Origin of the sequence: uncultured Thiocystis sp. (genome assembly GCF_903866365.1) — a bacterium.
Classification (GTDB): Bacteria; Pseudomonadota; Gammaproteobacteria; order Chromatiales; family Chromatiaceae; genus Chromatium.
On record NZ_CAIPNF010000352.1, the window covers coordinates 36,055 to 55,307 of the forward strand.

Annotated in this window: 15 protein-coding genes and 1 pseudogene; 14 read left to right on the plus strand and 2 right to left on the minus strand. The window is 62.1% G+C overall.

What is annotated here, in order from left to right:
• Positions 1–56 precede the first annotated feature (56 nt).
• The 12 genes and pseudogenes from dsrK to QZY07_RS19855 all read left to right on the plus strand — a co-directional run.
• Entirely contained in the window at positions 57–1,607 is a 1,551-nt protein-coding gene (gene dsrK / locus QZY07_RS19800) for a sulfate reduction electron transfer complex DsrMKJOP subunit DsrK (protein WP_295406353.1), read from the plus strand.
• A gap of 150 nt (positions 1,608–1,757) precedes the next feature.
• Positions 1,758–3,722, plus strand: coding sequence for an NAD(P)-binding protein (locus QZY07_RS19805; RefSeq protein WP_295406355.1), 1,965 nt, complete (start codon positions 1,758–1,760; stop codon positions 3,720–3,722).
• A 17-nt stretch (positions 3,723–3,739) separates the two neighbouring features.
• Entirely contained in the window at positions 3,740–4,213 is a 474-nt protein-coding gene (locus tag QZY07_RS19810) for a cytochrome c3 family protein (RefSeq protein WP_014777110.1), read from the plus strand.
• Position 4,214: 1 nt separating this feature from the next.
• Entirely contained in the window at positions 4,215–5,000 is a 786-nt protein-coding gene (dsrO, locus tag QZY07_RS19815; RefSeq protein ID WP_295406358.1) for a sulfate reduction electron transfer complex DsrMKJOP subunit DsrO, read from the plus strand.
• 21 nt (positions 5,001–5,021) lie between these two features.
• The gene (nrfD, locus tag QZY07_RS19820; RefSeq protein WP_295406359.1) at positions 5,022–6,272 is read left to right on the plus strand and encodes an NrfD/PsrC family molybdoenzyme membrane anchor subunit; all 1,251 of its coding nucleotides are present in this window, start codon (positions 5,022–5,024) and stop codon (positions 6,270–6,272) included.
• Between the two features lie 5 nt (positions 6,273–6,277).
• Entirely contained in the window at positions 6,278–7,657 is a 1,380-nt protein-coding gene (locus tag QZY07_RS19825) for a cobyrinate a,c-diamide synthase (protein WP_295406361.1), read from the plus strand.
• Between the two features lie 226 nt (positions 7,658–7,883).
• On the plus strand, positions 7,884–8,030 hold the full coding sequence (locus QZY07_RS19830) for a hypothetical protein (protein ID WP_295406363.1): 147 nt from the start codon (positions 7,884–7,886) through the stop codon (positions 8,028–8,030).
• A 1,177-nt stretch (positions 8,031–9,207) separates the two neighbouring features.
• Positions 9,208–9,708: an N-acetyltransferase gene (locus tag QZY07_RS19835; protein WP_295406365.1), complete on the plus strand. Its 501-nt coding sequence runs from the start codon at positions 9,208–9,210 to the stop codon at positions 9,706–9,708.
• 164 nt (positions 9,709–9,872) lie between these two features.
• On the plus strand, positions 9,873–10,187 hold the full coding sequence (locus QZY07_RS19840; protein ID WP_295406367.1) for an iron-sulfur cluster biosynthesis family protein: 315 nt from the start codon (positions 9,873–9,875) through the stop codon (positions 10,185–10,187).
• A gap of 51 nt (positions 10,188–10,238) precedes the next feature.
• On the plus strand, positions 10,239–11,363 hold the full coding sequence (locus QZY07_RS19845; protein WP_295406369.1) for a sulfur reduction protein DsrS: 1,125 nt from the start codon (positions 10,239–10,241) through the stop codon (positions 11,361–11,363).
• On the plus strand, positions 11,360–12,634 hold the full coding sequence (locus tag QZY07_RS19850; RefSeq protein ID WP_295406370.1) for a glutamate-5-semialdehyde dehydrogenase: 1,275 nt from the start codon (positions 11,360–11,362) through the stop codon (positions 12,632–12,634). Before QZY07_RS19845 ends, QZY07_RS19850 begins: the two co-directional genes overlap by 4 nt.
• A gap of 58 nt (positions 12,635–12,692) precedes the next feature.
• Positions 12,693–12,803 (plus strand): annotated as a pseudogene (locus QZY07_RS19855) (Uma2 family endonuclease); the annotation flags it as partial.
• Positions 12,804–12,812: 9 nt separating this feature from the next.
• Here QZY07_RS19855 and mfd read toward each other — a convergent pair.
• Positions 12,813–16,301 carry a transcription-repair coupling factor gene (mfd, locus tag QZY07_RS19860; RefSeq protein ID WP_295406372.1) on the minus strand — a complete coding sequence of 1,163 codons (3,489 nt, stop codon included), beginning with the start codon at positions 16,299–16,301 and terminating at the stop codon, positions 12,813–12,815.
• Between the two features lie 92 nt (positions 16,302–16,393).
• Here mfd and QZY07_RS19865 point away from each other — a divergent pair, with 92 nt between their 5' ends.
• Together QZY07_RS19865 and QZY07_RS19870 are read left to right on the plus strand one after the other, a co-directional pair.
• Positions 16,394–16,555: a DUF4214 domain-containing protein gene (locus QZY07_RS19865; protein WP_295406374.1), complete on the plus strand. Its 162-nt coding sequence runs from the start codon at positions 16,394–16,396 to the stop codon at positions 16,553–16,555.
• Positions 16,556–16,739: 184 nt separating this feature from the next.
• On the plus strand, positions 16,740–17,654 hold the full coding sequence (locus QZY07_RS19870; RefSeq protein WP_295406376.1) for a methyltransferase domain-containing protein: 915 nt from the start codon (positions 16,740–16,742) through the stop codon (positions 17,652–17,654).
• Between the two features lie 100 nt (positions 17,655–17,754).
• On the opposite strand, the gene QZY07_RS19875 is transcribed toward QZY07_RS19870, so the two are convergent.
• The gene (locus tag QZY07_RS19875; RefSeq protein WP_295406378.1) at positions 17,755–19,116 is read right to left on the minus strand and encodes a DEAD/DEAH box helicase; all 1,362 of its coding nucleotides are present in this window, start codon (positions 19,114–19,116) and stop codon (positions 17,755–17,757) included.
• Positions 19,117–19,253: the final 137 nt, after the last annotated feature.

Below are 19,253 nucleotides of genomic sequence, written 5' to 3' on the forward strand. Positions count from 1 at the left end.
GTCCAACGCGAGACCCCCAGCGCGCCCAAGGCGTCGCTTGCATACGAGGTTGATCCATGGCCAAGGCAACATTTGTAGTTCCGGAACTGACCCAGTACACCGAAGTCCCGGCGGTCACTCCCGGTGCGATGGCGCATAGTCTGCCGTTCGTGGCGAAGCCGGAGTTCCAGGGCGCGCTTGGTTTTCCGGGCGAACTGGTCGATGACTGGCAGGCGAAGGCCATCGACAAGATGGGCGACCTGCTGGGCAAATACCGCTCGCTGCGGGTCTATATGGACGCCTGCGTCAAGTGCGGCGCTTGTACCGACAAATGCCATTACTTCCTGGGGACCGGCGATCCGAAGAACATGCCGGTCGGTCGTCAGGATCTGATGCGCAAGGTCTATCGGCGCTATTTTACGCTGGCGGGGCGGTTTTTCCCGACACTGGTCGGGGCCGAGGACTTCACCAAGGAGGTGCTGGACGACTGGTACAGCTATTTCCACCAGTGCTCTCAGTGTCGCCGCTGCTCGGTCTTCTGTCCCTATGGAATCGACACGGCGGAGATTTCCATGGCCGCGCGCGAGATCATGGACAGCATTGGCGTCGGGCAGAAATACTGCAACGAAATCATCGCCAAGGTTTACAAGATTGGTAATAATCTCGGGCTGCCCGGCCCGGCGCTGGTGGATACCCTGGAAGGACTGGAAGAAGACGTCTTCGACGACACCGGCGTCAAGGTCCGCTTTCCGATCGACGAGGAGGGGGCCGAGATCCTGCTGGTCACCCCTTCGGCGGACTTCTTTGCCGAGCCCCATGTCGACGGTCTGATCGGCTATGCCAAGGTCTTCCATGAGGCCGGGGTGTCCTGGACCATGAGTTCGCATGCCTCGGAAGCGGCCAACTTCGGCATGTTCATCGGTTCCTACGAGAACATGCGCCGCGTGTCCCAGCGCATCCGCGAAGCCGCCATCAAGCTCAAGGTCAAGCGCATCGTCTTCGGCGAGTGCGGTCATGCCTGGCGTGTCGCCTACAGTTTTCTGAACACCCTGGCCGGTCCCTGGGATTTCCTGGATCCGCGCTATCCGGTGCCGCAGCATATCTGCGAGTTCACCCACGACCTGATCCAGCGCGGCAAGCTGACCTTCGACAAGAGCGAGAACGTCGACAAGGTTCTGACCTATCACGATAGTTGCAACGTGGCCCGCGCCTCGCGCATGGGCGATGTGCCCGGCGGTCAGTTCGATATCCCGCGCGACATTATTCGGGCGGTCTGCAACCATTTTTACGATATGGACGAGGACACCATCCGCGACCGGACCTTCTGTTGCGGTGGCGGCGGCGGTCTGCTGACCGACGATCTGATGGAACTTCGGGTCAAGGGCGCCAAGCCCCGTCTCGATGCCCTGAACAATGTCATGCAGGAAAAAGGCGTCACCCACATGGCCGCCATCTGCGCCATCTGCAAGACCCAGTTCAGCAAGGTCTTGCCCTACTACGGCATGGAGATGGATCAGATCATCAGTCTGCATCAACTGGTGGGGGATGCCATCGTGCTGACTCCCGGACCCGATGACGACGCCGAGGACGATGACCGCGACGACGCGGACGATCCGAACGAAGAATAAGAGACCGACGAGGCGGCCCGAACGAGGCCATCGAGCGGGGGCCGGGTGGCGCGACTGACGCGGTCCAACCGAGACGGCCCGGCCCCGTGACCTGATACGAACCCCCTGATCCCGCGTCAGGGCATCATTTGGTAGAGGAGACTGAACACGATGGCGACTTCCAGCGACGAGATGAAGACCAAGCCCTCATGGCGCCGTTTTGAAGACGGCAATCATGTTTGGGAGAAACTGACCGACAAGATCTTCAATCAGGATACCTCCCATAAGTGTCCGACCTATGTCCACAAGACGCCTCCCTGTCAGGGAAGCTGTCCCTCCGGCGAGGACATCCGCGGCTGGTTGCAGATCGTGCGTGGCATGGAGCAGCCGCCGGCGGGCATGGATCGGCATGAATACGCCTTCCGCCGCTCCACCGAGGCCAATCCCTTTCCGTCCATGATGGGTCGGGTCTGTCCCGCGCCCTGCCAGGACGGCTGCAACCGCAACGAGCTTGAGGATTTCGTCGGCATCAACGCGGTCGAGCAATTCATCGGCGATACCGCCATCGCCAACGGCTACAAGTTCGACGCCGCGCCGGCCGACACCGGCAAGCGCGTCGCCATCATCGGCGGCGGCCCGGCCGGTCTGGCGGCGGCCTACAACCTGCGCCGCAAGGGTCATGCCTGCACCATTTTCGAGTCGAACGAGGGTCTGGGCGGCATGTTCCGCTTCGGCATCCCCGGCTATCGCGTGCCGCGCGACAAACTCGACGCCGAGATTCAGCGCATCCTCGATCTGGGCCAGGTCGAGGTCAAACTCAAGACCCGCGTCGGCACCGATGTCAGCGTCGAACAGCTTGAGAAGGACTATGACGCCATCCTCTGGGCGATCGGCTGTCAATCCGGGCGCGGTCTGCCGGTGCCGGGCTGGCAGGGTACCCCGAACTGCGTCTCGGGCGTTGCCTTCCTCAAGGCGTATAACGAAGGCCGGATGAAGTTCACCGCCGACAAGGTGGTCTGCGTCGGCGGCGGCGACACCTCCATCGACGTGGTTTCGGTCGCGCGCCGGCTCGGTCACATCACCAAGACCGGCAACAGCGCTCTGCCCGAAACCGTCATCCGCGACGGTTACGTGGCGCACGATGCCGCGAACGCCGCCGCCGCCGAGGGCGCCGAGGTGACTTTGACCTCGCTGTTCACTCGCGACAAGATGACCGCCTCCGAACACGAGGTGCATGACGCCACCCGCGAGGGCGTGACCATCCTCGACGGCGTCATGCCGCTCGAAGTCATCAAGGACGCCAACGGTCGCGCGACCGGGCTGAAGGTCGCCGACTGTGCCATGACCGATGGCCGGCCGACGCCCGTCGATGGCACCGAGCGCGTGCTGGCCGCCGACCTGATCGTCTCCGCCATCGGGCAGGGCGGCGATCTGTCCGGGCTGGAGGCGTTCGACAATGGCCGCGGCCTGATGGACTCCGACAAGTTCTATCAGGTGCCCGGCAAGGCGGGGCATTTCGTCGCCGGCGACATCATCCGCCCGCATCTGCTGACCACCGCCATCGGTCAAGCCTGGATCGCGGTCGAGTCCATCGACGAATATGTCAATCAGGCCGAGCACAAGCGGCGTCCCAAGGTCGACGTGCATCACTTCAATCTGCTGAACAAGATGACCGAGGCCCATCTGGCCCCGGAAGCCTTCAAGCCAGCCGAGCGCGGCGACATGCGCGGCACCTCTGACGCCAACTACGCCATCCACAACTACGAGGATCGCTCGGGCGCCGAGGTCATCCCGCACGACGAACTCTTCCTGGGGCACTTCAACTACGTGGCGCGCAATCTGCGCAAGGAAGAGGTGCCGAGTTCCGAGGACGTGCTGGGTCATTTCCACGAGCGCGTCATCGGACTGACCGAGGAAGAGGCGGTCAACGAGGCCAAGCGCTGCATGAGTTGCGGCATGTGCTTCGAGTGCGACAACTGCGTCATCTTCTGCCCGCAGGACGCCGTCTTCCGGGTCGACAAGAACAGTCGGACAACCGGCCGTTACGTGGATACCGACTATGCCAAGTGCATCGGTTGTCACATCTGCGCCGATGTCTGTCCGACCGGCTACATCAAGATGGGACTGGGCGAGTAAGGCCCTTGGAGGCGTCGATGGCTACAGCCGTACTCAGAGCGAGCCTCGTCGCCGTCGGATTGGTCTGGACGCTTGCCGTCCAGACCGTTCAGGCGGAGGACGTGAAGCGTTACGTGGTCGAAGGCTCGCGGGCCGCGGGGCTTGAATCCTGTGTCGAGCCAACCGAACGGATGCGCCGTCAGCACATGGAGTTCATCAAGCATCAACGCATCGCCACGGTTCATGAAGGCATCCGAACCGAGAAATACAGCCTGTCCGGGTGTGTCGACTGTCATATCAGCTACGACCAGGAACGGGTTCCCAGGCCAATCAACGATCCGGATCAGTTCTGTGGCGCCTGCCATGCGTTCGCCGCCATCGACCTGAATTGCTTCGACTGTCACGCCGCCGTGCCCAATGGGGCGCGACTCGATGCCACGGCCATTGCCGCGCATCGGGCGGCGGGTGTCGGGCCGTTGGTCCAGTCTCGTCGCGATGGAGAGGACCGCTGAGATGAAAGACGAAAACGAAGCCAGCGACGCGGCGGTCGATCCCCGCCGCCGCGCCTTCATGGGCGTGGCCGCCGGCGTCACGGCCGCGGTGGTCGCCCCCGGCGTGCTGCTGCATGCGGTCGCCGCCGCGCCGCGCTCGGAGGCGGTCACCGACGATGTCCGCTGGGGCCTGCTGATCGATACCGCTAAATGCGTCGACGGTTGCTCGGCGTGCGTCGCTGCCTGCGATCGGGAGAACGGGCTCGACCTGCAGTCCAAGCCGGAGGGCCAGTCGCCGCTCAAGTGGGACAGTCAGAGGGCGGCCTGGATCCGCAAGGTCAAGCTCCAGGACAACCAGACCGGTCGGGTCACCACGCTGCCCATGATGTGCCAGCACTGCGAACACCCGCCCTGCGTCGATGTCTGTCCCACGGGCGCCTCCTTCAAACGCGCGGACGGTATCGTCATGGTGGACCGCCACCTCTGTATCGGCTGCCGCTATTGCATGATGGCCTGTCCCTATAAGGCCAGAAGCTTTATCCACGAGGAAATGCACGGTCAGCTCACGGCCGTCCCGCGCGGCAAGGGTTGCGTCGAGAGTTGCAACCTCTGTGTCCACCGCCGCGATTTCGGCGAGGAATCCACGGCCTGCGTCGATGCCTGTGCCGCCGAGGGCCACCATGCGATCATGTTTGGCGATCTTAAGGATCCCGCGAGCCCGATCAGCCAATTGCTCAAGGAGATGCCGAGCCGGCAGATCCGCGAGGATCTGTCCCTGAACACGGGCGTGCGCTATTCCGGTGTCTAACCAAGGCGAGTGAAACCGATTATGAAACGAATCGTCTATCGCGAGTGGCGTATCTCGCCCGCTCGGTATTGGGGCATCCTCGGCATCCTGGCCGCGGTCGCGGGCATGGCCATACTCGCCTTCGGTTACATGGAGCATACCGGCCACTGGGTCACCGGCATGAATAACTCGGTGGTGTGGGGTACCCCGCACGTCTTCGCCGTGTTCCTCATCATCGCTGCGTCCGGGGCGCTCAACATCGCCTCCATCGGCACGGTTTTCCACAAACCGATCTATAAGCCGCTTGGACGACTCTCCGGTTTGCTGGCGGTTGCCCTGCTGATGGGCGGGCTGCTGGTGCTGGTCATGGATCTGGGGCGTCCCGAGCGGCTCATCGTCGCCATGACTCACTACAACTTCAGCTCCATCTTTGCCTGGAACATCTTTCTCTATACCGGTTTCATGGTGATCGTCATCGCCTATCTCTGGACCATGGCGGATCGTCAGGGTGGGCCGTTCAATCAGCCGGTCGGTATCCTGGCCTTTGTGTGGCGTCTCGCGCTGACGACCGGCACCGGCGCCATCTTCGGCTTTCTGGTCGCCCGCCAGGCCTATGACGCAGCGATTCTGGCGCCCATGTTCGTCATCATGTCCTTCGCCTACGGACTGGCGGTTTTCATGCTGGTGCTGCTGTTCACCTTCGCCGACGAAGGCCGTCCGATCGGACCCAAGGTCATGAGACGCCTGAAAAATCTGCTGGGCGTCTTCGTGGCTGGCGTGCTCTATTTCACCCTGGTGTATCACCTGACCAATCTCTACGGCGCCAAGAACGATGGCCTGGAGCACTGGCTGCTGCTGAGCGGCGGCATCTATACCTTCCTGTTCTGGGTCGGCTGGGTGCTGATCGGCGGTCTGCTGCCGCTCGGGATCCTCTATCATCCGGAGTTGAGCAAGGAGCGCAACTGGATCGTGGCCGCCTGTTCCCTGGTCATCCTGGGCGGACTGGCGACCCTCTACGTGATCATCATCGGCAGTCAGGCCTATCCCATCCAGATGTTCCCCGGCCAGACCATCCTGGAGTCCGGCTTTCTCGATGGCGTGAAGGGTCAGCCTGGACCCTACAGTCCCACCATCCCCGAGGTTCTGTTGGGGCTGGGCGGGGTCGCGGTGGCCTTGATTGTCACGGTCGTGGGTGTGCGGGTGCTGCAATTCCTGCCTGAATCGCTGGCGGACGGCGTGGTCCCGGTCGACGAGGAAACCCTCAGCGAGGAGGCATTCGCCAAGCCGGCCTGAGACCGATGGCCCATCTCTATCTCGCCGCGCCGCAGAAATCCTCCGGCAAGACCACGCTGACGATCGGACTCTGCCGCGAATGGCGCAATCGCGGTCTGGTCGTGCAGCCTTTCAAGAAAGGCCCCGACTTCATCGACCCGCTCTGGTTGACGCAGGCTGCCGGACGCGCCTGCTTCAACCTGGATTTCCACACCATGGACCGGGCCGAGATCGCCGCCGCGTTCAGCGACGAACTCGGCACGGCCGATCTCGGCCTGATCGAGGGGAACGTCGGTCTGTTCGACAGCACCGACCTCGCCGGCGCCAACAGCAACGCCGAACTCGCCAAACAACTGCGCGCCCCGGTCATTCTGGTCGTCAACTGTCATGGCATGGCGCGCGGAATCGCGCCCCTCCTGCTCGGCTACCGGGCCTTCGATCCGCAACTCCACCTCGCCGGCGTCGTGCTCAACCGGGTCGGCGGCACCCGTCATGGGGATAATCTAGTCCGGGTCGTCGAGCACTATACGGATCTGCCCGTCCTCGGCGTGTTGCATCGCGATGACGGGATCGGCATCGAGGAACGTCATCTGGGGTTGATGCCAAGCAATGAAGCCGCTGGCGCCGAGGCTTGGATCGAGGGGATTCGTCGCCGGATCGCCGAACAGGTCGATCTGGAGCGACTGATCGCGATTGCCGAGCAGGCGCCGCGCCCCGATCCAGTCGCGCCGCCCGCGTCGAGGGTCGCGTGCGACGGCGCGCCGCTGCGTATCGGCATCGCCCGAGACGCGGCATTCGGCTTCTACTATCCCGACGATCTACGCGCACTCGCCGCCGGCGGCGCGGAACTGGTGTCCTTCAGCCCAGTCGCCGACGCCGAACCTCCAGACGTGGACGCGCTCTTTCTCGGTGGCGGTTTCCCCGAATGCCGCATGGCCGAACTGGAAGCCAACCGCTCGATGCGTCAGGGAATCGCCGAGTTCATCGCCGACGGCGGGCCGGTCTACGCCGAGTGCGGCGGCCTCATGTATCTTTGCGAGGGCATGAGCTGGAACGGCGAGCGCCGCGCGATGGTTGGCGCGCTCAAGGCCGAGATCGAGATGCGCCCGCGACCGCAGGGCAGGGGCTATGTCAGATTGCGCGAGACAGCGGATTTTCCCTGGCCGCGACTCACGCCTCGACCCGCTGAGATCGCCGCCCATGAGTTCCACCACTCAGCCGTGGTGCGGCCCGATCCGTCCTGGACCTATGGTTACGACATCCTGCGTGGCACCGGGGTGGACGGAGCGCATGACGGAATCGTGCAAGGCAACCTGTTGGCCTGCTACAGCCATCTACGCGATGTCGGCGGAAACGGCTGGACCGGTCGATTTCTCGCGCATGTCAGGCGGTGCTTGGGGGAGTGACGATAGCGTCGCAGTTGGAGATCCGTTTTTAAACCGTATCAGCTCTGTATCGCGGTGTGATATTTCGCTTCAAGTTGTGCGCCGATGCTGACGCATCTTTCCGGTCTAACCATTCCTCGGCTAGTTCACCTTGGAGATTAAACGGATTCTGTCTAGTCGCAAACATGGAATCTGTCTAGTACCATAAGTACGGATTCACTGTTAGGGCAAACAGGAGACATCAAGCATGGGGCTAATCGCCGACCTTCTGAAAGAGATTCCGAGTACAGCTCGCTACAAAGCCGAGCTTGAAGCGATGGAAAAGGAGAATGTCTCTCTTAAAGCGCAGATAGCGGTTCTTCGCTCGGAGAACGAAAATCTACTTTCATATTGAAGACCCTCGCGTAGCAAAGATGACCGACAAAAAGAACGTCGGAGATTTGTTCGCTCAGTATTCACTAACAAAAGATGGACACCAGTATTGCGCCCAACATGGCCTGTTGTGAAAAGCCCTAACCATTGTCTAAACCCGAGCCCGGCATCGGCGCCGTGCTCGCCCGCTGAGTCAGTAGCAGGCCGGGCCGGATTGGGCAGGCGTTAGGCATCAGGAAGGCCAGTTCCTTGTCTGTCTAAGGTGTCTAAAATCGTCTAAAAGGGAGAGATCGATGGCTGTAAAGTCAGCGTCCCATGCAATAACATCTGTATGTCAGAAGCAAGTGGGACGATGCTACATAAGGCTAATACTGCTTTCACTGACGATCGTAATTGCTGGCAGTGTCGAGGCAGCTTCGTTATGTAAAGCTATCGCGGTTATAGATGTGGCAACTACATTAAACGGCACCGCGTATACGGTGAGCGCAGGAAGTTACCTAGAGCCCGTAACAACTTATAAAGTTGACAAAGGGACTAACGATTCGTGGTTTTGCTCTCACAGCTTATGCTATCTAACTCATTTATATAGGAAGGGCAAGAAGAGTGAGGCGCTACGCCTGATAAACTGTAGGATCGGGAACGTTTTATCTGACGGCATCAATGACGTCACTTACTACCTTGATCCGATAAGAGAAAAGAATTCAGAAGATGATCTTCGTCGATTTGATGTAATTAATAGATTGTTAGATATTGGTTTGTGTGAAGTGTGCGCGGACAACGCTGTTAACTTCTATTTGAAGAAGCCATCATCCGATTGTGCTAAATTAGTTAGGCAAGCTCTAGAAGGCAATCCAACTGCGATAGTAAAACTCACAGATTCTTCTCAAAATTTCTGTCAATGGGAATATTAGCCTCTATTAAAAAGCTGGGTTTCTGCCTTTTGGCAACCAACATTCGCGAGGGATCGGGGTCAGGTCTCGCATCGTAGCATCTGAATTAAAGAGGATCGGAGTCAGGTCTCGCATCGTAGCATTTAAAAATGAGATGCTGGCCAACAGGCGCGGCAGTGACGATTAACAATCGCATAATAAGCAATTAAAGCGCGGCCCCCAGACGGTGCGGTGCTCGTTCTGCATGATCGTGCCAGCGGGGCCGCTTCATCTTTTCGTGACCAAATAAGACAGCGAACGGGGTTCGAGATGATCATCAGAAGAGAAACGGTCGATGACATTGAGGCGATCGGCCAAGTGACAATCGCCGCCTTCAAAACGCTTCCAATCAGCAATCACACGGAACAATTTATCATCAATGCGTTACGGGCTGCGGGGGTTCTGACGATCTCTCTCGTGGCTGAAATTGATGGGCGAGTTGTCGGACATATCGCCTTTTCGCCGGTCGAAATTTCCGATGGTTCAACGGGGTGGTACGGTCTCGGTCCCGTGTCCGTCTTGCCGGAATACCAGAAGCAGGGGATTGGGCAATCGCTTGTCAACGAAGGAATCTCCATGCTGAAAGAGTTGGGCGGCGAAGGCTGCGCGCTTGTCGGCGATCCGAATTTTTATCGGCGCGTCGGTTTCAACCATGCCCCCGAATTAAGGTATGAGGGCATTCCACAAGAATTTTTCCTGGTCTTGCCGTTTCACGAAACAGTCCCGCAAGGCATGGTTGCGTTTCATGAAGGCTTTTTCGCCAATGCCTAACTGCCGGTTCGCTGGCTTGTTGCCTAGCGTCAACCGGGACAGTCGACATGACCATGATCGTTGACCGAGGACATGCCGACTAAGCTGCACTGTCCAAAACCGACATCATAAGGTTTAAACTTGTGTCAGTTCCAAAGCGGATAGCCAACAAGTAAAGGTCTGAGATGTTTAAACTCACAGCAGCAGCCGCCGAACAGGTTCTGAAGGCGGCGAATCAGGGCGGCACCGAGGGCATGTCTCTGCGCCTGGCCGCCGCCCAGCAGCCGGATGGCGGTATCGACTATCGCATGGGATTCGACGAACTCACCGAGGATGACATTCGGATGACCTGCGAGGGTGTCGATGTCATCATGTCGCCTGAACAGGTTCCGCTGCTGGATCAGGCGATCATGGATTTTGTCGAGATCGAACCGGGGCAGTTCCATTTCATCTTTCTTAATCCAAAAGACCCGAATTACAAACCGCCGATCGAGGATTAGCAATGCTCGTCTTCCCCTGTGCAAGGTCATCTTTCAGCAGGTTCTGATCCGATGGACCTCAGTCCCGAGGACAGCCTCCGGCTCAATGTCCTGCTGGCCAACCGACCTCAGGCGATCCGTATCGACGAGAACCGGATGATCGTCCAGGGGCTTGGCCCTCGGGGCGAAGCGACCATCCGACTCAATCCCAATACCCGCCCTGATCCGTATTTGCGCCGCGTCAGGGAGTTGATCTCCGGACATGTTCTGGGGTCGCCCGGCGGCTATCCCATCTATCTGCGTCGCTGGACCCGGATGGGCCAGATGCGCGACGACAGCCTGGAACAGCTGCTGCTGCTCGGCGAGCCCGAGGCGGTGGTCGCCGCCGTTTGCGCGCCCGGACTCACCGAGGAGCTGGCGCGACGCGCCTGGTGGGCGATGGAGGATGCCGGCAATGCCCGCCGCATGCTCGCCAATCCAGTGATCGCGAGTAGTCTGATGGGGCAGGTACTCGCCGCTTATCTGATCGAGTACCTGCCCTTCGAGACCGAGAGCGAGGCGATCATGGAATCTGTCCGGTTGGTGTTGCAGCCGGGCCTGCTCGACGAGGCGCAGCGGGACGATCTCTGGCGTAAGTCCGCCCGTAAGCATGCCTATCTGGTCGGTTTTCTCCAGGCATTGCCGGACGGTTTGCCGGAACCGGCGCCCGCGCGCGTGCTGGCGGAGGCCGTGCATGACCTGGCGGGTCAGGACAATGTCGCCGCGGTTTTGCTCCAACGGGCATACTCGTGGCAGGGTCAATCGTTCATCAAGGCGGTCGCGGCCGTGCTTGCCAAGCCTCCCAGCCAGGATGTCGTGCTCGCCGCCTTCGCCTGTCTGCGCGAGTATTTCGCCCCGCTGCGCCCGGCGGGCGATCCCGATCTGGCGCTCGACGACTTGCTCCTGGACGCCGCGCGATTCGTCGATGCGGACGACCCGGACAAGCGGGTCGCCGGGATTCTGCGGCGCATACCGGCCCTGGCCCCCGAGATCGCGGCGATGCGATTTTTTTCCGGCGTGGGGTATGGTCTGATCCGACCGATTCTGTCCGATTCCACCACGCTGGGCAGTCTCATGCGCCGTAAGCTCGCCCCAATCATTGCTCCGATCCGCGAGCGCCTGGACCTCTTGCTTTCGTTCAACAGGTTTTCGAGATGACAGACGTAAAAATCACCGACATTCCCGCGTATATGGCGGATCTTGGGCAACGCGCCCGAGCTGCCTCCCGTGCCTTGGCGCGCGCCAGCACAGGCCAGAAGAACGCTGCGCTTCTGGCCATCGCCGAGCGGCTGGATCAGGAACGCGCCGCGTTCGCGGTCGCGAATCGTAACGATCTGGAGGCCGGCGCGGCCAAGGGCCTGGACGCCGCGCTGCTGGACCGGCTCGAACTCACGCCGGGGCGCATCGACGCCATGATCGAAGGGGTGCGGCAGGTTGCCGCGCTGCCCGATCCCATCGGCGCGATCACCGATCTGAACTATCGTCCCTCGGGGATTCAGGTCGGCCGGATGCGGGTGCCCCTGGGCGTGGTGGGAATCATCTACGAATCGCGGCCCAATGTGACCGCCGATGCCGCTGCGCTCTGTCTGAAATCGGGCAATGCCACGGTGCTTCGCGGCGGTTCTGAGGCGTTCGCCTCCAATCAGGCGATTGCGCGGTGTATCCAGCAGGGATTGGCATCAAGCTGCTTGCCCGAAGAGGGAGTTCAGGTCGTCGCGACGACTGATCGCGCGGCGGTGGGGGCGATGATCGCCATGCCCGAGTCGATCGATGTCATCATCCCGCGCGGGGGCAAGGGGCTCATCGAACGCATCAGCCGCGAGGCGAGGGTGCCGGTTATCAAGCATCTCGATGGGATCTGTCATGTCTATATCGACGAACACGCCGATCCGGACAAGGCATTCAGGATCGCCATGAACGCCAAAACCCAGCGCTACGGCACCTGTAACACGATGGAAACGCTACTGGTGGACGCGTCCGTGGCGGCCAACATCCTGCCCGGTCTGGCGGCCGCCTACCGGGAGAAGGGGGTCGAACTGCGCGGCTGTCCGCGCACCCGCGAGATTCTGCCCGAGGCGCTGCCGGCCACCGAGACCGACTGGGATACCGAATATCTGGCGCCCGTACTCGCGATCCGGATCGTTGACGGACTCGATGCCGCCATGGATCACATCGCCCGCCACGGGTCCGCGCATACGGACGCTATCGTCACCGAGGACTACAGTCGCGCCCGCCGGTTTTTGCGCGAGGTGGATTCCAGTTCGGTCATGGTCAATGCTTCAACCCGCTTCGCCGACGGTTTCGAGTATGGATTGGGCGCCGAGATCGGGATCAGTACCGACAAATTCCATGCCCGCGGTCCGGTTGGGCTGGAGGGGCTGACCTCGGTGAAGTTCGTCGTGCTCGGCGATGGCGAGGTGCGGGGGTAAGCACGGCACCGTTCCTGCCGACCAATACCGTGAAACGTGGACAAAGTGGATTCCCATCATGCCCACAGCCGAAGCTGCCCTGCCGCTTTCCGTCACGGACTATCTGGAGGGAGAACAGCAGAGCGATATCCGTCATGAATATATCGCCGGTCAGGTTTTCGCGATGGCTTGCCCGAACTCAGCGCTGCCCGGTCAACTGCTCTAGCACCGCATTCACCTGCCGCAGCCGTTGCGCCGCGTCCGGCATCTCCCGAAAGAACTTGAGCTTGTCGCCGCCGTCGAGCCTGAATTCCTTGGGTCGGGTCTGAATCAGCCGGATCAGATTGGCGGGGTCGATCTGGGGGGCGTCGCCGAAGAGGATGCGTCCGCTCGCCGGTCCGGCCTCGATCTTGCGGATCCCGAGCGGTTGTACCCGGAGCTTGAGTTCGGTGATCTCCAGCAGGTTTTTGGCCGGCTCCGGCAACAGGCCGAAGCGGTCGATCATCTCGACGTGGAGTTCGCGCAGTTCCTCGCGATTGCGGGCGCTGGCGATCCGCTTATACATCACCAGACGCGCCTGGACATCGGGCAGATAGTCGCTCGGCAGTAGGGCGGGTAGCCCCAGGTCGATCTCGGCGCCGTGGTCGAGCGGACGGTCGAGTTCGGGCGTGCGCCCGGCCTTGAGCGCCGCGACGGCACGTTCCAGCAGGTCCATGTAGAGCGTGAAACCGATCTCGGTAATCTGACCCGATTGCTCGTCGCCCAGCAGTTCGCCGGCGCCGCGAATCTCCAGATCATGGGTCGCGAGCGTAAAGCCCGCGCCCAGGTCTTCCATCGACTCGATTGCCTCCAGGCGCTTTTTGGCATCCGCGGTCATCGTCTTGGCGGGCGGGGTGATGAGATAGGCGTAGGCGCGGTGATGCGAGCGCCCGACCCGCCCGCGCAACTGGTGCAGTTGCGCCAGCCCCAGCTTGTCGGCGCGGTTGATGACGATGGTGTTGGCGCTCGGCACGTCGATGCCGCTTTCGATGATGGTGGTGCAGACCAGCAGGTTGAAGCGCTGATGGTAGAAGTCGCGCATGACCCGCTCCAGATCGCGTTCGCGCAACTGGCCGTGGGCGACCTGGATGCGCGCCTCGGGGATCAGCGCCTCCAGCTTCTGCGCCTGATTCTCGATGGTCTCGACCTCGTTGTGCAGGAAATAGATCTGCCCGCCGCGTTTCAGCTCGCGCAGCACCGCCTCCTGAATCAGACCGTCGTTCCAGGGGCTGACGAAGGTCTTGATCGGGTGCCGCTCGACCGGCGGGGTGGCGATGATCGAGAGATCGCGCAGCCCGGACATGGCCATGTTGAGGGTGCGCGGAATCGGGGTGGCGGTGAGCGTGAGGATGTCCACCTCGCTGCGCAGATTCTTCATCTGCTCCTTATGACGCACCCCGAAGCGGTGTTCCTCGTCGATGATCGCCAGTCCAAGATTCTTAAACTGGATGGTCGGCTGCAACAGCTTGTGGGTGCCGACCACGATGTCGAGCGTGCCGTCGGCCAGTCCTTCCAGGATCTTTTTCTGCTCCTTGGCGGTGCGAAAGCGCGACAGGCTTTCGACCTTGACCGGCCAGTCGGCGAAGCGATCCGAAAAGTTCTCGAAATGCTGCTGGGCGAGCAGGGTGGTGGGCACCAGCACCACCACCTGACGCCCGCCATTGACCGCCATGAAGGCGGCGCGCATGGCGACCTCGGTCTTACCGAAACCGACATCGCCGCAGACCACCCGGTCCATCGGCTTGGGATCGGCCATGTCGGCGATGACCGCCTCGATGGCGCGCAGTTGGTCCGGCGTCTCCTCGAACGCGAAGGCGGCGGCGAAGGTGGCGTACTCGTCGCCCCCATCCGGGAAGGCCACGCCCTGGCGAGCGGCGCGCCGGGCATAGATGTCGAGCAATTCGGCGGCCACGTCATGGGCCTTTTGGGCGGCCTTGCGCTTAATCCGGTCCCAGTGATCGCCACCGAGCCGATGCAGCGGGGCGTGCTCGGGCGAGGCACCGGTATAGCGCGAGATCAGGTGCAGCGAGCTGACCGGGACATAGAGCTTGTCGCCGTGAGCATATTCCAGCGTCAGGAACTCGGTGGTCAGGCCGCCGACCTCCAGCGTTTGCAGGCCCAGGTAGCGACCGACGCCATGTTGCTCGTGGACCACCGGCGCGCCCTCGGTCAACTCGGTGAGGTTGCGCACGATGGCGTCGCTGTCGCGCTCGCTGGCACGGCGGCGGCGTTCCTGACGCACCCGCTCGCCATAGAGCTGGGTCTCGGTGACGAGGGCAAGGCCGGCCTGTTCCAGCAGCAGCCCCTGTTCCAGCGGAGCGACCGTCAATCCAATCCCTTGATCGCCGTCGAGGAATGCCTGCCAGCCCGCGACCTGTCTGGCGTGGATGTCGAAACCGTGCAGATGTTCGGCCAGCATCTCGCGGCGCCCGGTGCTCTCGGCGACGAACAGCACCCGTCGCTCCGGCGTGGCGAGAAAATCCCTGAGCGCCTGCGCCGGTTGGGTGGCGCGGGCCTGGATGGCGAGCGGGGGCAAGGTGGCGGTGGCGAAGTTGCAGACGGCGGCGTACCCCTTGCGCCGGTCGGGAATCTCTGGCGACTGATAGAGCACGCCGGACAGTCGGTTGAGCGCGCCCGCCAGCTCGTCGGGCAGCAGATAGAGCCGGTTGGGCGGCAGCAGCGGGCGCTCGATGTCGTGGCACCGCTGCTCATGCCGCTGTCCAATGCCCGCGAAAAAGGTCGCGGCCGTGTCGCGGCAACCCGCCGATTCCAGCACCAGCATCCCATCGGGAAGATAGTCGAAGAGGGTTGCCGTCTGGTCGAAAAAGAGCGGCAGATAGTATTCCAGTCCGCCGGGGGTATGGCCGTCCGAGACTTCGCGATAGATGAGACTGCGTTGCGGATCGCCCTCGAAGCTGGCCCGATAGCGTTGCCGAAAGCCGGCGATGGCCTCCTCGTTGAACGGAAATTCGCGCGCTGGCAACAGACGGATGTGTGCGAGCTTATCCTTCGATCGCTGGGTTTCCGGATCGAAAACGCGGATGCTCTCGATCTCCCGGTCGAGTAGATCGATGCGCAGAGGCACTTCGCTGCCCATGGGGAAGACATCCAGCAGCGCGCCGCGCACCGCGTATTCGCCATGCCCGATCACCTGGGAGACGCAGGAGTAGCCGGTCCGTTCCAGGCGTCGGCGGGTCGCGTCCAGATCGAGTTGGTCGCCGACCTGGAGCACCAGGGATTGACCGTCCACATAGTCGCGTGGCGGCAGGCGCTGCATCAGCGTGCCGATCGGCACCACCAAGACCCCCCGAGTCAGATCCGGCAGACGATGCAGGGTGAGTAACCGCTCCGAGATCAGTTCGGGCAGCGGAGAAAAAACATCGTAGGGGAGCGTCTCCCAATCCGGAAAGCTGAGCAGGGGCAGCTCGCTACCGGCGAGGAAAAAGCCAAGTTCGGCCCGGAGACGGGCCGCCGCCTGGACATCCTCCGTCAGGGCCAGAATCAGCCCCGCATGCTGGCGGGCGGCATTGGCGATGGCGAGCCCCGCGCTGGCGCCATAGAGTCGGCCCCAGAGGAGACGCTCGCCGGGACGTTCCGGCAGCGGCGGGGCAAGCGGAGAGAAACGGGTGGACGGAACCTCCTGGCGCATGGACGGCAAAACCTCGAATCGTCGGCTGGGCGGCGATTTTCGCATAGATGGGGGGTGATCGCTGCCTTGGGGTTTTTGGTCATCGAGATGTAGTGGCACAGAGCTTCTTCGTCCAACCGCTGGTCCAGGAGGAATACTCAGAGGTAGCGGGCTATGGTGCCTTCATCGACGCACTCTATCGCAACATCTTCGGGCGTGGTGCCGACACCCAGGGCTACGCATACTGGCTGCGCGAATTGGAGCAAAAGCGATGATCGCCGATGCGTCAACGGTTATCCAAATTGGCTGGTCCTTGCAATCCCGTCGGACGAGACGGATCTACCTGGAATGCTCGCCGCCATGAAACCGGGCGCGCGGCCACTGCTCTATCGCTGCCGCGGGACGCACTGCGAACCGCCGGTGGAATCGCTCGCCGAACTCTGACCCGGACCGCACTCAATGCCACCATCCATTCCAACGACCGGCGCGGCGCGCGACCGCCTCGGCTATTTCAACTGGCTCTACAATCCCTTCCAGCGTCTGAAGGTCACCGAGGTGTACGACCTGTTGGGGACCGACGTGGCGACCGAGAACGCGTTCTATCTCAATCTGGGGTACTGGAGCGAGGGCGCCTTGGCGGACGACCGCTCGCTCGACGATGCCTGTCAGGCGCTGGCGGCGCTGGTGGCGGACAGCGCTGGGATGGGACCGGGCGACCGCGTGCTCGATGTCGGGTTCGGGTTTGCCGATCAGGATCTGTTCTGGCTTGACGTCTATCGTCCGGACGGCATCGTCGGCTTGAATGTCACCGCCTCTCAGGTGGAGGTGGCGCGCCGACGGGTTCGCGAGGCCGGTCTGGAGGATCGCATCGATCTGCGGTTGGGGTCGGCCACCGCGATGCCGCTGGAAGATGCTTCGGTCGATAAGGTGGTGGCGCTGGAATGCGCCTTCCATTTCGAGACCCGCGAACGCTTTTTCCAGGAGGCACGGCGGGTGCTGCGCCCCGGCGGGCGTCTGGTGCTGGCCGACATCATCCCCATGCCGGCAGAATCCGGCTGGTGGGCGCGATTGGCGCAGCGCTGGTCCTGGCGGCAGGTCGCGCGCAAATTCGCGATCCCGGCGGGCAATGTCTATCCGCTCCCCGAATATGTGGCGAAGCTTAAGGCCGCTGGATTCGAGAACGCGCGGGTGGATTCCATCCGCGAGCGGGTTTATGCACCATTGCATGAGTACCTGCGCCGTCACCCCGAAGCAGTCGCGCGTTTGCATCCGTCCGCCCGTCTGCCGATCGCGCTGGCGCTCAAGCTCGACGCGCGCACGGTTTATCGCGGGCTCGACTATGTGCTGACGGTGGCCGACAAGCCATCGGCCTGAAGCCAGCCGTTTGAGCCGCGAAGGCGTGAAGCACGCAAATTAAGGCGATTTCCGGGAAAGCGTCTACCGGAATCAACGCTGTAAATGGACAGGAAATCACCTAACCGCGCGTCTTCGTCGGATCGTCCGGCCGTTTGGCAAGCGGCGCATGACCGGCTTCGACGCCTTGGGCGCTGGTCGGCACGCGCCGTTTGCCGATGTTCTTGCGATCGCGCAGCCGATCCTTGACCTTGGGTGCTTCCGGTTTCTCGGCGGCCGCCCTGGCCTTGCGCATGGCCGGCGTCGGTTTTCCCGGTCCCTTGCGCTTGGTCGGCCCCTGGAATTTGGCCTTCAGACCCTCGATGGCGCGCGTCTCGGCGGTCAGGTTGAGATAACGCACGATGCTTTCCATGCGATTCCATTCGCTCTTGCCGACCAGCGACAGGGCAACGCCCTGTTCGCCCGCGCGCCCGGTGCGCCCGGTGCGGTGCAGATAATCGTCCCCCGAGCGCGGCAGATCGAAATTGATCACCCGCTGCACGCCCGGCACATCCAGCCCGCGCGCGGCCAGATCGGTCGCGATCAGGGTGCTCACCCGCCCGCTGTGCAGCAGGCTCATGACGCGATTGCGCTCGCGCTGATCCAGTTCGCCATGCAGCACCGCCACTCGTTGCTGCTGACCCATCAGAAAATTGCCGAGTTCGACCGCGCCGTCGCGGGTGTTGGTGAACACCAGCGCCTTCTCGAAGGTCTCGTGTTGCAGCAGCCAGAGCACTTGACGCTGTTTATGTTCCAGGCCATCGCTCAACAGGAGTTGATGGGCGATATCGGGATGCTGCTCGCGCACCGGATTGATCGCCAGCACCTGGGGGTCGCGCAGCAGTCGGTCGGTGATGTCTTTCAGTCCGCGATGATGCAGGGTCGCCGAAAACAGCAGCGACTGACGGTTCGGGCGACAGTGACCGAGGATCGCCATCACGTCATCGGCGAAGCCCATGTCCAGCATCCGGTCCGCCTCGTCGAGCACCAGGATTTCCAGGTCGCGCAGATCCGCCTGGCCGCTTTGCAGCAATTCCAGCATCCGACCCGGCGTGGCGACCAGAATCTCCGGGTTCTTGCGCAGGGTGGCGATCTGATGGGCCTTGGACTCGCCGCCGGTGATCACCCCGGCGGTCAGCCGCGTAAAACTGCCCAGACGCATGAAATGGATATAGATCTGACGCGCCAGCTCGCGGGTCGGCAGCAAAATTAGCGCCCGGGTGCCGCCCGCGTGCGCCGGAATCGCGAGAAAGCGCTGCATGATCGGCAGCAGGAAGGCGGCCGTCTTGCCCGAGCCGGTGGCGGCGGAGACCAGCAGATCCACGCCGTCCATCGCGAGCGGAATGACTTGGGACTGCACCGGCGTGGGGGTCTCGTAGCCTTCGCTGGCGAGCCCGCGCAGGAGTGCGTCGGGGAGTAGAAATTCAGAGAAATTTTCGTTCATGGCGGGCAATAGACAACAAATCGGAGTGCGGGGAGGGATTGGAATCGTACCATGGTACGCCGAGGCGTCCGGTAGGGTGCGATTGCGCCACGGCAATTCTCAGTATGGTTTGACGTTCGCCGTCTCCTGACACCGTT